We start from the raw sequence: 12,500 nt of genomic DNA, 5'->3' as shown, positions 1-12,500 counted from the left end.
CGCCAACATCAAAGCTGCCGCTCGGCCTCGAGCTTCTTGATCTCGGCGATCGCGCGCGCGGGGCTCAACCCCTTGGGGCAGGCGTTGGCGCAGTTCATGATCGTGTGACAGCGATAGAGGCGGAAGGGATCTTCCAGCTCGTCAAGCCGCTCGCCGGTCATCTCGTCGCGGCTGTCGGCGAGCCAGCGATAGGCCTGGAGCAGGATCGCGGGGCCAAGGAACTTGTCGCTGTTCCACCAATAGCTGGGGCAACTCGTCGAGCAGCAGGCGCACAGGATGCACTCGTACAGCCCGTCGAGCTTTTCGCGATCGGCGGGCGATTGCAGCCGCTCCTTGCCGCTCGGCGTCGTCGTCTTGGTCTTCAGCCAGGGTTCGATCGAAGCATATTGCGCATAGAAATGGGTGAAGTCGGGAACCAGATCCTTGATGACGTCCATCGACGGCAGCGGGGTGATTGTGATGTCGCCCTTCAGATCGTCGATCGCGGTGGTGCAGGCGAGGCCGTTCTTGCCGTTCATGTTCATCGAACAGCTGCCGCAAATGCCCTCGCGGCACGAGCGGCGGAACGTCAGCGTCGCATCCTGCTCGCTCTTCATCTTGATGAGCGCGTCGAGCACCATCGGGCCGCATTTGTCGGTGTCGATCTCGAACGTATCGAAATGCGGGTTCTGCCCCTTGTCGGGGTCATAGCGATAGACTTTGAATCTTTTGACGTTGGCGGCGCCTTCGGCCGTGTGGACCTTGCCGCCCTTTTGCGGACGGCTGTTCTTGGGAAGGCGGAATTCGGCCATGTCGGGCTCCAATCATGCAGTCGCGGGATCGACTAGACCCGATTGACGGCGCCGACAAGGGGGTGATGACGCGAAATGCCCTCCCCCTTTTGTGGAGGAAGCATAGGCGGCCTTATCGCAAGGCGATCAGGCGAAATCGGATCGCGGTGATGGTGGTCCCTGCACCGTCGCGGCGGGCCGAGACCCCACCCCTCCGCGGCGCCCGGCACCTGATCCGGGGCGCGCTGCCGCCCCCATCAAGGGCAAGGGAAGATCGCTTTATTCACCCGCCAACTAAGGCTAGGTGCGGCAGGGATGAGCGAAGCTGCCGATCACCCTGCCGTCACCAGCCGCAGCGTCGCGCGCGGACTCGGCACGACGGTGCTCGCGCGGTTGGGCGCGGTGGTCGAAATCATCGCACAGCCCCTCTATGTCCTGATGTTCGGCCTTGCGGGCTATGGCCTTTACGCCGTGCTGTGGGCCGCGGTGAACCTTATTGAAAACATCTTCGACCTTGGCATGACCAGCGCGATGCAGCGCACCGTGCCGCAATCGGCAAGCGACGCCGAGGCGGCGGCGGCGCTGCGCACCGCGATGATTTTCGGCGTCGGGCCGTGCATCCTCGTCGCCGCGCTGATTTCGATATTCGCTGCCGAACTGGGGCCGCTGCTGAATGTCGCGGCACAGGATCGCGATCTTGTCATCCCGGCGATCAGGATTTTCGTCTGGGCGCTGCCGCTCTGGGCTTTTGTCGAAATTGCGACGTCGGCGTTGCGCGCGCGCATGGTGTTCGGCGCCGAAATCCGGCTGCGTATCGTGTGGGAACAATTGCTGCGTCTCGCCTTCGCGGGCCTCTTCTTTGCCGGCGGCCTCGGTCTCAAGGGCCTGTTCGTCGCGCACCTCTGCTCGCTTGGCATCACCGCCGCGCTGTCGGTCCGCCTGCTCGCAAGCCAGTATAGCTTTGCCGATCTCTGGCGCGGTCCATGGGCCGGACAGACATCGCGCGACACTTTCTGGGCGGGGCTGTCGATCCTGCCGTCGAACGTCATCACCCGGCTGTTCGGCGACGCGCCCGCGCTGATCCTCAACATGCTGCTCCCCGGCGCGGCGGGCGCGGCGGCGGCGGGCCTCTTCACCATCGCGCGCAAGCTGTCGAGCGTCGTGCAGCTGGTGCGCATCGCCTTCACCTATGTGATGGCGCCGCTCGCCGCGAGCGCCGAGCGCCGCGACCGGCGCCAGGTCGCCGACATCTATGCCTATGCGACGCGGCTGATCGCGGCGATCGCGCTGCCGCTCGCCGCCGTGCTCGCCGCGGGCAGCGCCTCGCTGCTCAGCCTGTTCGGCGACCAGGCGCAGGCGGCGCAGGCGGCGCTCGTCATCCTGCTCTTCGCGCGCGCGGCCGAGGCGGTGCTGGGCATCTCGGCGCCGGTGCTGCAGGTCGTGGCCGCCTTTCGCCATCAGCTCACCGCCAGCATCCTCGGGGTTGCCGTCGCCGTTGCCGCCGGATGGCTGATGTTCGGCCATATCGACCCGCTGACCGGCGTGACGCTGGCGACCGCGATCGGGCTGGCCGTGATGGCCGCGATCCCGACGCTGCAACTCGCCGCGGTCGAGCGGCTGCATCCCTTCGATGCGCAGTTTCCGGCGGTGGCGCTACGCGGGATCGGCATCACGATCGTCGCCGGGGTTGCCGCGATGCTCGCCGACCTGCTGCCCGACGCGGTCGCGCTGCCCTTGCTGCTGGTCATCGCCGCCGCCGCGATCTGGCTGGCGCTGCGCTTTGCCCTGCCGTTCGCCGACCGGGCCTCGCTCGGCAAGACCGCGCGCCGCCTTCGCCTGATCGGACCCGACGACCGATGACCGACACCCCGCTCCGCATCGCGGTCTATGACCTCGACCGCACCGTGCTGCGCACCCCGACCTTTACGCTGTTCCTGCTGTGGGCGGCGCGGCGCGACGCACCGTGGCGGTTGCTGCTGCTCCCCGCGCTCGCGGCGCTGATGATCGGCCACGCACTCGGCCTGTATAACCGCGACCGGTTCAAGCCCGCGGCGATCCGCCTGATGATTGGTCGCACCATCGCGCAGGCACGCGCCGAGCGGCTCGCGACGCAGTTTGCGGCGTGGCGCGTGCCGCGCGACGTGCCGCCGGGCGCCGCCGCCTGCATCGCGCGCGACCGCGCCGAAGGTTTCCGGCTGCTGATGGCGACCGCGGCGCCCGAGTTTTACGCGCGCGCGATCGCCGACGCGCTCGGCTTCGATGCCATCGTTGCGTCGCGCCATCGCCGTGACGCCGCCGGAAACTGGTTGCCCGCGCTCGACGGACGCAATTGCTATGGCGCCGAAAAGGCGCGGCGCGTCGCCGAATGGCTTGCCGCCAACGGGTGCGAAGGCGCCCATATCCGCGCCTATTCGGACCATGTCAGCGACGCACCGACCTTTGCGCTGGCGCGCGAGGCATGGCTCGTCGGGCGCGGCGACAAGGTCGGCCATCTCGCCGCCAAACATGGCTGGCGGGTCGCCGATTTCGAGGATGCCGCCGCAGCGGCGTCAACAAAGGTTCGTTGATGCGCATCCTCTTCCTCTTCATCGGCGAGCCGCACCACCTGTTCCACGCGCTGCCCATTGCCGCCGAAATGGCCGCGACGGGTCAGCCGGTCGAGGTCGCGGTGGCGAGCGAAGATCATCTGCCCGTCGTGCAGCAGGTCATGCTCGCCTATCCGGGATTCGCGCCGCAAATCACGCTGCTTGGCCAAAAGGGCATCGCGCGCTGGCTTCGCGCGCGCGGCCTGTTCCGCAATCCGCGCCTGCCGACCCTGATGGGCGCGATCTCCTTCCTCCGCCGTTTCGATGCGATCGTCGTTCCCGAACGGACGACGACAGCCATCCGCCATTTCCTGCCGCGCCGGACGCGCCTTATCTTCACGCCGCACGGCGCCGGCGACCGCGCGATCACCTTCGATGCGCGCGATCGCCATTTCGATTTCGCGCTCGTCGCGGGCGAAAAGAGCGAGAGGCGGATGATCGAGGCAGGAACGATCCGCCCCGGCCATTATGCGGTGACCGGCTATGTAAAGCTCGACCTGATGCGCCGCCTGCAAAGGTCGCGAAGGCCGATCTTCGCAAATGGCCGGCCGACCATCCTCTACGCACCGCATTTCCGGCGCGACCTGTCGTCGTGGGACCGGTTCGGGCGCGCGATCATCGACTGGTTCGCGGCGCAGGATCGCTACAACCTGGTCGTCGCGCCGCACGTCCGCCTGTTCGCCGATGCGAGCGTCGCCGAGCGCGGCGAAGTCGAGCGGCTTGCCGTTCCGGGCAAGATCCACATCGACCTCGGCTCCGAACGCCTGTTCGACATGAGCTATACCAGCGGCGCCGACCTTTATCTCGGCGATGTCAGCAGCCAGGTGTACGAGTTTCTGGCGACGCCGCGGCCGTGCGTTTTCCTCAACGCCCACCGGGTCGAATGGGCGGGCGATCCCGACTATCTCTTCTGGACGCTTGGCGATGTTCTCGACGACCTCGCAGAGCTGCCCGCCGCGCTCGACGCCGCCCCCGGCCGCCATCCGATCTATGCCGGTGCCCAGCGCGCGCGCCTCGCCGAATCGATCGGCGGCGACCCCACGGGTGCGGCAGCGCGCGGCGCCAAAGCCATCCTGCACTTCCTTGCAAAGGACGCGGCGCAGGATAAGAGCGGCGGATGACCGACGATCATTCTCTCCCCGCGCTGACGCCGATCGGCGACAATCCGACCCCGATCTGGGGCATGACCAATGCCGAACGCCTGCGCCGGCTGGCGCGCGCCGAAGGGCTGCCGGAGACGGCGGGGCCATCGGGCGCGCGGCTTTACGTCAATCTGGCCTATGTCTTCGATCCCGTGTGGCTGCGTCATGTCGCCGCGCGTCCCGGCACGGTGGTGATGGACGGCGACGCGCTGGTGATGGCGCATCTGGTCGGCGGCATGACGCCGCGCGACATTGCCGCCAACCGTGACGCGCTGTCGATCATCGACTATCAGGGCAATCCGCAAATCTATAACCGGCAGCTCCGCAAGCTCGACTGTCCCTTCATCCAGCCGCTGACCCCCGAAACGCGGCGCGCGATCGAACGGAAAAGCTATTTCGGCGCCTACAAGGGCGTGACCGACGCGCTCACCAAATATCTGTGGCCCGAACTCGCCCTGTGGCTGACGCGCGGGGCGGCCAGCATCGGCATGACGCCGAACATGGTGACCGCGATCGGCGCGGCGCTGTGCATCTATGCGACCTGGCTCTTCGCTTACGGCCATTATTGGACGGGAATGCTCGCGGCTTTCATCTTTATGGTGCTTGACACGGTCGACGGAAAGCTCGCGCGCTGCACGATCACTTCGTCGAAATGGGGCAATGTCGCCGACCATGGCGTCGACCTCATTCACCCGCCTTTCTGGTGGTATTTCTGGGGCGTCGGCCTGGGCGCCTGGGGCCTGGCGCTGCCCGATCAGACCTTCCTGATCGTGATGATTGCCATCGTTGCGGGCTATATCCTCCAGCGCGTGATCGAGGGATTGTTCATCAAGGATTTCGGCATGGACATCCATGTCTGGCGCCGGTTCGACAGCCAGTTCCGCCTGATCACCGCGCGGCGCAACCCCAATTTCGCGATCCTTTTTTTCGCCACCCTCGCCGGGCGCCCCGACATCGGGCTGATCGCGGTGGCATGGTGGACGGTCATCTCGCTGCTCGTCCATGCCGTGCAGCTGGTGCAGGCCTATGCGGCACGGCGCGCGGGCAAAGCGATCGTCAGCTGGATGGAGGACGCATGAACGCCACGATCGAAAAATTCGGCCACCCCGCGACTTTGATCGCCGACTATGGGCATTGGGTGGTGCTGCTTCGCCCCGCGCAACCCACGCTGGGCGCGCTGGTGCTCGCGGCGAAATCGGACGCGACGGCATTCGGCGACCTTCCCGGCGAAGCGCACGCCGAACTCAAGGTCGCTACCGCCGCCATCGAAAAGGCGCTGGGCCAAGCCGTCGGCTATGCCAAGATCAATTATCTGATGCTGATGATGGTCGACCCGCACGTTCATTTCCACGTCCTGCCCCGTTATGACGGCGAACGCAGCGGCGCGGGATTGACCGTCCCCGACGCGGGCTGGCCGGGTCAGCCCGATCTGGCGCAAGCGGTAAAGCTCGACGACAGCCAGATCGCGGCGCTTGCCGACTGGCTCAAACCCTATTTCGCGTAGCGGCCTTCTTTGGCCCATTTTTCGGTCAGCGCCGCAGCGGCCTCGACATCCTGCGGGAAGTCGACTTCCTGCCATTCCAGCCCTTCGATCGACACCGTGCCGACACGGTTGCCCCTGGCGATGATGTCAATCGCGCGCAGATACCAGCGCTCGACCCCGTCGGGCGTGCGCATCATCTGATCGACCTGGTTGCGAAAGATCGACGGGCCGTCGCCGACGAACGCCAGCATCCCGATCGATTCGGCATTGGTGTCGGGCGGCAGCAACCTTTTGCCGATCTGGTGCAGCCGCCCCTCGGCATCACGGTTCACCTTCATATCGTCGTCGTCATAGTCGGTTTTGACGTCGACGGTGACGGTGATCGGTTCCTTCGCACCCTCGATCAGCTTTGCCACGATTTCGTCCGAAACGATCGTATCGCCATTGAGGATGATGAAATCGCGGTCCATCTCCTCGCGCGCGATCCAGCAGGTGCCCAGATTGTCGGCGACCTGAAAGAAGGGATTGAACAGGGTGCGGATGCGCGCGCCCGTGTCACGATAAAGCTGGAGCGCATGGTCCTCGACGCGCTCCGTGCGGAAACCCGTGACGACGACAATGTCCTTGATCCCGTTCGCGACGAGCGCCGCAACCTGCCAGCTGATCAGGCTGCGGCCGCCCAGTTCGATCAGGCATTTGGGGATGTCGCGGGTCAGCGGCAGCAGACGCGAGCCCTGTCCGGCCGACAGGATGATGGCTTTGGCGATGGTCATGGCCGCCGCCCTATAACGGCTTCGCCCCGCGCGGCAAATATCGCTTCGATCAGTTCGATGTCGGCGGGCTTGTCGGCGTCGATGCACGCTTCAGGCTGGGACATCGGCACGACCTTTGCCGCAAGGCCAAAGCGCCGCCCCGCCCGCGCGACGCCCTGCTGGACCGTGAAGAGACGCAGCAGCGCGCCGAGCAGCAGCCACGGCCCGAACGCCGCGACGATCTTCAGCCCCTTCTTGCGGTCGCGCTCGATCCGCCCCCACAAGTCGAGCAGCGGCAATACCCGCCGTCCGCGCAGGCGAAAGAGATTTGCGCCCGACCACCAGCCGCCACGGAACTTGAGCCAGGTGCGCCGCGATTCGGGATAGCGCGCCAGCAGCACGTCACGTTCGACCATCGCGACGGCGACGTCGCTGTCCGCCGCGCCGCGCAGAAACTCGGCGATCATCGCCGGGGTGAGCAGCACATTGTCGGCGGTGGTGACGAGCAGCGGATCGTCGCCGGGCGGCAAGGCGGCGGCGAGCGAACTGCTGATCCCCTGTCCCGAATCGGCAAAATGCAGGTCGGCGATGCCGGCGAGGCCGGGTTCGGCGGCAAGCGCAGCGCTGTCCTGCGCCAATATGGTGATCGCCCCCACGTCGGGCGCGGCACGCAGCGCGGTCACGACATGGGCGAGCATCGGCCGCCCCGCGACGGGCAGCAGCGCCTTGGTCGATACGCCCGTGCCGCTCAGCAGCGGGTCGGGGCCGGGACGGCTGCCCGCAAGCACGATCGCCGCGATCGGGCCGTTCATCGCGCGGCGTCCACCGGCGCGATACGGCGCGCGGTCACCCCGCGCAGGAAATCGCTCGCTTCGTCGAGCACCGGCCCGCGGCTCTGGAACGGCGCGGCGAGCGCCATGACGATCCCGGTGTGGCCGATGCCGGGATAGATGCGCAGCGTCGCCGACCCGCCCGCGCGCTCGATCGCGGCGGCGAGATTCTGGCTGTTGCGCGGGCGCACCACATCGTCCTCGTCGCCGCTCGCAAGCCACAGCGGCGGCGCGTCGCCGCGCGCGAAGCGGATCGGCTGCGTCCGTTCGATCGGCCGAACCTTGCCCATCGCCTTTTCGGCGCGGCCGCCCTTTTCGAGCGGCAGGAAGTCATAAGGCCCGGCCAGCCCCGCGACGCCGCGGACGATCGACGGATCGCTCTTTGCCGCGCGCAGCCATTGCGCGTCGAGCGCGAGCATCGCGGCATTATAGGCGCCCGCCGAATGCCCCATCAGTGCGATGCGGTCGGGATCGCCGCCCAGCTTTGCAATATGTTCATGCGTCCACGCGACCGCCGCGGCGCTGTCCTCCAGAAAATCGGGCCAATGCGCCTTCGGCACCAGCCGGTAGTCGGGGATGACGACGACAAAGCCCTGCCGTGCGAGCGCGCGTCCCGCGAAGCCATAATCGCCCCGTTCGCCGCTGTTCCAGCCGCCGCCATAAAAAAAGACCACGACGGGCAAGCGGTCGCCTTCGCGCAGGCTGTCGGGCACCCAGATGTCGAGCGACTGGCGCGGCCCGCGCCCATAGGGCTGGTCGGCGATCAGCCGCCGCGCCCCATCGCCCTGTCCCAGCAGCCGGTCGGCCAGATTGAGCGATTTCGCGCCGCCCGCGACGATCATCCTGGCGCCGCCGCCGAACAGCAGCACGAGCAGCAGCAGCACGAAAAGGATCTTGATCAATCGCCGTCCCTTGCAAAGCCGCGTCGCCATCCCGCCGCGCCCTACAGCGCCGCGCGGCGCGTCACAAGCGCGGAACATTGGCGCGGCGCGCGACCTTTTGCCCGCTCGCGCGTAGGAACAGGCGATGACCAGCCCCTTTTCCCGTCCCGCCCTCGTCTGCAACAGCCAGAGCGGCAGCCACGACCGCGCGATGCTTGATGCGATCGAGGCGGTCTGCCGCGAACGGGGCGCCCCGCTCGCGGCGACCTTTGCGCTGCCCGACGATGCGATTCCCGATGCCGCCGAACTGGCCCGGCGGCAAATCGACCTTTTGATCGTCTGGACTGGCGACGGCACGATCAACGCGGCGGCACGCAACGCGGCGGGGTGGGACGGCGCGATCCTGCCGCTGCCCGGCGGCACGCTCAACCTCCTGTCCAAGGCGCTCCACGGCGACCGCAAGGCGCGCGACATATTGGCGGACGTGCTGCGGGGCAAAGGCTGTCGGCGCCCGGTGCCGGTGGTCCGTTCAAAAGACGGCGATGCCTTCATCACGATCGTTGCCGGTCCCGCGACGCGCTGGGCCGAAGTGCGCGAAACGATGCGGCGGGACGGGCTGATCGAGGCGAGCCGCGAGGCGCCCGACGCGCTGGACGCCATGTTGAACGCGCCCGGTGTGCGCATCGCGGGTCAGGATCGCGACTGGCCCGCGATCATCCTGACCCCGACCGCGCGCGGCATTCGCGCCGACGGCATCGTCGCCGAAGGCCCCGCCGATGTGCTCCACCACGGCCTCGCCTGGCTCGGTGGCGATTTTCGCGACGGGCCGAGCGAGCACGTCGCGACCGGCGACACGATCATCCTCGAAAGCGAAGCGCCGATCAGCCTCGAATATGACGGCGAACTTAGGGAAACGGAATCGCCCGCGCGCTTTGCGCTCGGCACGAGCGCGGTCGATTTCATCGCGACGGCATGACGCGGCTCTTTCATATCAGCGACCTGCATTTCGGGCTCGAAGACCCCGCGGCGCTCGACTGGTTTACCGATTGCGTCCGCGCCGAACGCCCCGACGCGGTCCTCATCACCGGCGACCTCACGATGCGGGCGCGCGCGCGCGAGTTTGCCGCGGCGTGCGACTGGATCGAAACGCTCGACGTGCCCGTGACGGTCGAGGTCGGCAACCACGACCTGCCCTATTTCAATCCCGTCGCGCGCTTCTTTTATCCCTATCGCCGCATCCGCCGCATCGAGCGGCTCGTCGAACGCGAAATCGACCTGCCCGGCCTGGCGATCGTGCCGCTCAAGACGACCGCGCGCGCGCAGTGGCGGCTCGACTGGTCGAAAGGACGGGTGACCGCCAAGGCGCTGACCCGCACGCTCGCGGCCATCGACGCGCTGGCCCCCGGCACCATGGTGCTCGTCACCGCGCATCATCCGCTGGTCGAGGCGGGAACGAAAGGGCGCGCCCTGACCCGCGGCGGCGAACGCGCGCTGGCGGCACTGGCGGAACGCAAGGTGACAGCGGTGCTGACCGGCCACGTCCATGACGCTTTCGATCTGGTGAAACCGACCGCGAGCGGGCCGATCCGCATGATCGGCGCCGGGACGCTGTCGCAGCGCATCCGATCGACCCCGCCGAGCTTCAACGACCTGCTGGTCAGGGACCAGGCGCTGTCGGTGCGCGTGCGCAATCTGGCCGACGTGCCGACCCGCGACATGCAGATTAGCGACATCCCGGCCGACGCGCTGCCACCGCGCGATCCCGGCGACCCCGTCGCGCCCGTCCGCGCCGTCCCGCCCGTCGATCCGCCGGTGCATTGACGCACGCGCCTGTCCCGTTAGGTTGCAACAAAAAACGGGATGAGGAACGATGCTGACCAAGGGCGACGATTTCCCGCTGCACCAGCGCGCCGAGCCGATCGCGTTCGCGGGCACCGACCGCAATTTCTACGACCGCTATTTCTTCAACGGCTATGCGCCCGACGGGTCGGTCTTTTTCGCCGCCGCGATGGGCTTTTATCCGCAGCTGGGGATCGTCGACGCCAGCTTTTCGGTCATCGTCGATGACGTCCAGCATATCCTGCGCACCAGCCGCCGGTCGGGCGGCGAACGGCTCGACCTGTCGGTCGGGCCGGTCGCAATTGCAATCGACGCACCGCTCGAAACGGTGACGCTGCGCATCGCGCCGAACGACGGGCTGCTCGCGGGCGAACTGCGCTTCGCGGGACGCCATTTCCCGATCGAGGAACCGCGCTTCACGCGCCGCAACGGGACGCGCCTGTTCATGGACTATACGCGCATGACGCAGAGCGGCCGCTGGTCGGGCTGGCTGTCGGTCGGCGACCGGCGCGTCGATGTCACCGATGGCTGGACGGGCACACGCGACCGCAGCTGGGGCGTCAGGCCGGTCGGCGCAAGCGAGCCGCAGCCGCCGCCCGAAGGCAATTTCGCGCAATTCTTCTGGCTGTGGACGCCGTGCAATTTTGCCGACCGCGCGCTGTTCTTCCATAGCAACGACGATGCCGCGGGCGCGCCGTGGAACCGCCGTGCCGTCATCGTGACCGACAAGGGCACCGAGACGCATTTCGACGCCGCGCGCTTTGCAATCACCTGGCAGCCCGGAACGCGGCGCATCGCCGGCCTGTCGGCCGACCTCGGCGGCGACCGGCGACTGACATTGACCCCGACCGGCCCCGTGTTCGCGATGAGCGGGCTCGGCTATACGCACCCCGTCTGGGGACATGGGCTGGATCATGGCCCGGACGTCGTCGTTGCGCACGACGCGCTGACGGCCGAGGAGCGCGGCTGGGCCAACCCGCTGGCGATGCACATCCAGGCGTTCGTCACCGCCGACCTCGCCGACGGCGGCACGCTCCACCGCGGCATCGGCGTGCTCGAACAATTGTTCGTCGGGCCGCACGCGCCGACCGGCCTGTCGGGGCCGATGGACCCCGCACCTTGAGCATTCCGACCGCGCCCGGCGCGATGACGCCCGACTGGCTCGGCGCGGTGCTGGGGCATCCCGGCCAGCTCCGGGGCTTTACCGCTGCGAAGGTCGGCACGGGGCAGATGTGCGACAGCTTTCGACTGACGCTCGACTGGGCGGACGGTGTGCGCGGCCCGACGAGCGTCATCGCCAAATGTCCGAGCCACGACGAAGCGAGCCGCCATATCGCGCGGCTGACCGGCACCTATGTCAAGGAAGTCAGCTGGTATCGCGAATTCGCGGCGGACAGCGGTGTCGCGGCGCCGCATTGCTACCATGCCGAAATCGCGGGCAATGATGTCGATTTCATCCTCATCCTCGCCGACCTGGCGCCCGCCCGGCAGGGCGATCAGCTCGCGGGCATCGACGCCGCCGGGCTTACCCCCTGTATCGACGCGGCGGCGGCGCTGCACGCGCTGCTCTGGAACGACCCGCGGCTGGGCACGCTGCCCTGGCTCGCACGCGATAATGGCGATGTGGTCCGCGCGCTCTTTCCGCAGCTTTATGCGGGATTTCGCGAACGCTATGCGGCGCGGCTCGCGCCTGCGGTGCTGGACCTCGGCGCCGGGATCGTGGCGCGACTCGACCGCTATCTGGCGCGCGAACCCGCGGCGCGGACTATCGTTCACGGCGACCTGAGGATCGACAATATCCTGTTCGCGCCGCACGGCGATGCCTGCTGGCTCGTCGACTGGCAGACGCTGGGGCGCGGAAGCGGTGCCGCTGACCTGGCCTATCTCGTCGGCACCGGCATCGCCGATCCGGCCGAGCGCGCCGCCGCCGACCGGCCGGCGTTCGACCGGTGGATCGCGGCGCTGCGCCGACGCGGGATTGCGCCGGATCCCGACGCGCTGTGGACCGACTATCGCGTCGGCGCGCTCAGCGGTTATTTTATGGCGGTCTTTGCCTCGATGAGCGTCGAACGCACGCCGCGCGGCGACGAAATGTTCGCGCTGATGGCCGAGCGCCCGGCGCGCCAGGCGCTCGATCTCGGCAGTCTCGACCTGCTTTAACCGCCAATGTCTTTCGATAAAAACGCCTTCCCGGCGACGGCCGGGATGACGACGGCTA

13 protein-coding genes are annotated in these 12,500 nt (G+C 67.7%); 9 read left to right on the top strand and 4 right to left on the bottom strand.

From position 1 onward, the window contains the following. Positions 1-8: 8 nt before the first annotated feature. Positions 9-791, bottom strand: a complete 783-nt coding sequence (locus tag HUW43_RS14345; protein WP_188238040.1) for a succinate dehydrogenase iron-sulfur subunit — start codon at positions 789-791, stop codon at positions 9-11. A gap of 294 nt (positions 792-1,085) precedes the next feature. On the opposite strand from HUW43_RS14345, the gene HUW43_RS14340 reads away from it, so the two are divergent. Genes HUW43_RS14340 through HUW43_RS14320 form a run of 5 tightly spaced genes read left to right on the top strand, consistent with a single transcriptional unit; the run spans position 1,086 to position 6,001 of the window. After that, a complete protein-coding gene (locus HUW43_RS14340) occupies positions 1,086-2,630 on the top strand; it encodes a lipopolysaccharide biosynthesis protein (protein ID WP_223181555.1) in 1,545 nt (514 codons plus the stop codon). Then, positions 2,627-3,337, top strand: a complete 711-nt coding sequence (locus HUW43_RS14335; protein WP_188238039.1) for an HAD family hydrolase — start codon at positions 2,627-2,629, stop codon at positions 3,335-3,337. Before HUW43_RS14340 ends, HUW43_RS14335 begins: the two co-directional genes overlap by 4 nt. Continuing rightward, entirely contained in the window at positions 3,337-4,476 is a 1,140-nt protein-coding gene (locus HUW43_RS14330) for a hypothetical protein (protein WP_188238038.1), read from the top strand. Before HUW43_RS14335 ends, HUW43_RS14330 begins: the two co-directional genes overlap by 1 nt. Then, on the top strand, positions 4,473-5,576 hold the full coding sequence (locus HUW43_RS14325; protein WP_188238037.1) for a CDP-alcohol phosphatidyltransferase family protein: 1,104 nt from the start codon (positions 4,473-4,475) through the stop codon (positions 5,574-5,576). Before HUW43_RS14330 ends, HUW43_RS14325 begins: the two co-directional genes overlap by 4 nt. Continuing rightward, complete coding sequence (locus tag HUW43_RS14320; protein WP_188238036.1) at positions 5,573-6,001, top strand: HIT family protein; 429 nt, start codon at positions 5,573-5,575, stop codon at positions 5,999-6,001. Before HUW43_RS14325 ends, HUW43_RS14320 begins: the two co-directional genes overlap by 4 nt. Here HUW43_RS14320 and HUW43_RS14315 read toward each other — a convergent pair. Genes HUW43_RS14315 through HUW43_RS14305 form a run of 3 tightly spaced genes read right to left on the bottom strand, consistent with a single transcriptional unit; the run spans position 5,989 to position 8,464 of the window. Continuing rightward, a complete protein-coding gene (locus HUW43_RS14315) occupies positions 5,989-6,753 on the bottom strand; it encodes a sugar phosphate nucleotidyltransferase (RefSeq protein WP_188238035.1) in 765 nt (254 codons plus the stop codon). The two genes, HUW43_RS14320 and HUW43_RS14315, sit on opposite strands and share 13 nt — an antisense overlap. Beyond that, entirely contained in the window at positions 6,750-7,544 is a 795-nt protein-coding gene (locus HUW43_RS14310; protein WP_188238034.1) for a nucleotidyltransferase family protein, read from the bottom strand. The genes HUW43_RS14315 and HUW43_RS14310 overlap by 4 nt, the downstream gene beginning before the upstream one ends. After that, the gene (locus HUW43_RS14305; RefSeq protein ID WP_223181554.1) at positions 7,541-8,464 is read right to left on the bottom strand and encodes an alpha/beta hydrolase; all 924 of its coding nucleotides are present in this window, start codon (positions 8,462-8,464) and stop codon (positions 7,541-7,543) included. Before HUW43_RS14305 ends, HUW43_RS14310 begins: the two co-directional genes overlap by 4 nt. Before the next feature lie 124 nt (positions 8,465-8,588). Between HUW43_RS14305 and HUW43_RS14300 the strand changes: the two genes are divergently transcribed. The 4 genes from HUW43_RS14300 to HUW43_RS14285 are packed head-to-tail and all read left to right on the top strand — an operon-like array spanning position 8,589 to position 12,442. Continuing rightward, a complete protein-coding gene (locus HUW43_RS14300; protein WP_188238032.1) occupies positions 8,589-9,419 on the top strand; it encodes a diacylglycerol/lipid kinase family protein in 831 nt (276 codons plus the stop codon). Beyond that, positions 9,416-10,264, top strand: coding sequence for a metallophosphoesterase family protein (locus HUW43_RS14295; RefSeq protein ID WP_188238031.1), 849 nt, complete (start codon positions 9,416-9,418; stop codon positions 10,262-10,264). Before HUW43_RS14300 ends, HUW43_RS14295 begins: the two co-directional genes overlap by 4 nt. Positions 10,265-10,313: 49 nt before the next feature. Further along, positions 10,314-11,405: a hypothetical protein gene (locus HUW43_RS14290; RefSeq protein ID WP_188238030.1), complete on the top strand. Its 1,092-nt coding sequence runs from the start codon at positions 10,314-10,316 to the stop codon at positions 11,403-11,405. Then, positions 11,402-12,442, top strand: coding sequence for a phosphotransferase family protein (locus HUW43_RS14285; protein WP_188238029.1), 1,041 nt, complete (start codon positions 11,402-11,404; stop codon positions 12,440-12,442). Before HUW43_RS14290 ends, HUW43_RS14285 begins: the two co-directional genes overlap by 4 nt. Positions 12,443-12,500: the final 58 nt, after the last annotated feature.

It is taken from the genome of Sphingopyxis sp. LK2115 (genome assembly GCF_014595975.1).
Lineage (GTDB): Bacteria > Pseudomonadota > Alphaproteobacteria > Sphingomonadales > Sphingomonadaceae > Sphingopyxis.
This window is presented reverse-complemented; position numbering and strand designations above follow the sequence as displayed.

Excerpts from the sequence above, each read along its gene's own strand:
- HUW43_RS14345 (WP_188238040.1), bottom strand. The coding sequence starts at position 791 with ATGGCCGAATTCCGCCTTCCCAAGAACAGCCGTCCGCAAAAGGGCGGC.
- HUW43_RS14340 (WP_223181555.1), top strand. The coding sequence starts at position 1,086 with ATGAGCGAAGCTGCCGATCACCCTGCCGTCACCAGCCGCAGCGTCGCG.
- HUW43_RS14335 (WP_188238039.1), top strand. The coding sequence starts at position 2,627 with ATGACCGACACCCCGCTCCGCATCGCGGTCTATGACCTCGACCGCACC.
- HUW43_RS14330 (WP_188238038.1), top strand. The coding sequence starts at position 3,337 with ATGCGCATCCTCTTCCTCTTCATCGGCGAGCCGCACCACCTGTTCCAC.
- HUW43_RS14325 (WP_188238037.1), top strand. The coding sequence starts at position 4,473 with ATGACCGACGATCATTCTCTCCCCGCGCTGACGCCGATCGGCGACAAT.
- HUW43_RS14320 (WP_188238036.1), top strand. The coding sequence starts at position 5,573 with ATGAACGCCACGATCGAAAAATTCGGCCACCCCGCGACTTTGATCGCC.
- HUW43_RS14315 (WP_188238035.1), bottom strand. The coding sequence starts at position 6,753 with ATGACCATCGCCAAAGCCATCATCCTGTCGGCCGGACAGGGCTCGCGT.
- HUW43_RS14310 (WP_188238034.1), bottom strand. The coding sequence starts at position 7,544 with ATGAACGGCCCGATCGCGGCGATCGTGCTTGCGGGCAGCCGTCCCGGC.
- HUW43_RS14300 (WP_188238032.1), top strand. The coding sequence starts at position 8,589 with ATGACCAGCCCCTTTTCCCGTCCCGCCCTCGTCTGCAACAGCCAGAGC.
- HUW43_RS14295 (WP_188238031.1), top strand. The coding sequence starts at position 9,416 with ATGACGCGGCTCTTTCATATCAGCGACCTGCATTTCGGGCTCGAAGAC.
- HUW43_RS14290 (WP_188238030.1), top strand. The coding sequence starts at position 10,314 with ATGCTGACCAAGGGCGACGATTTCCCGCTGCACCAGCGCGCCGAGCCG.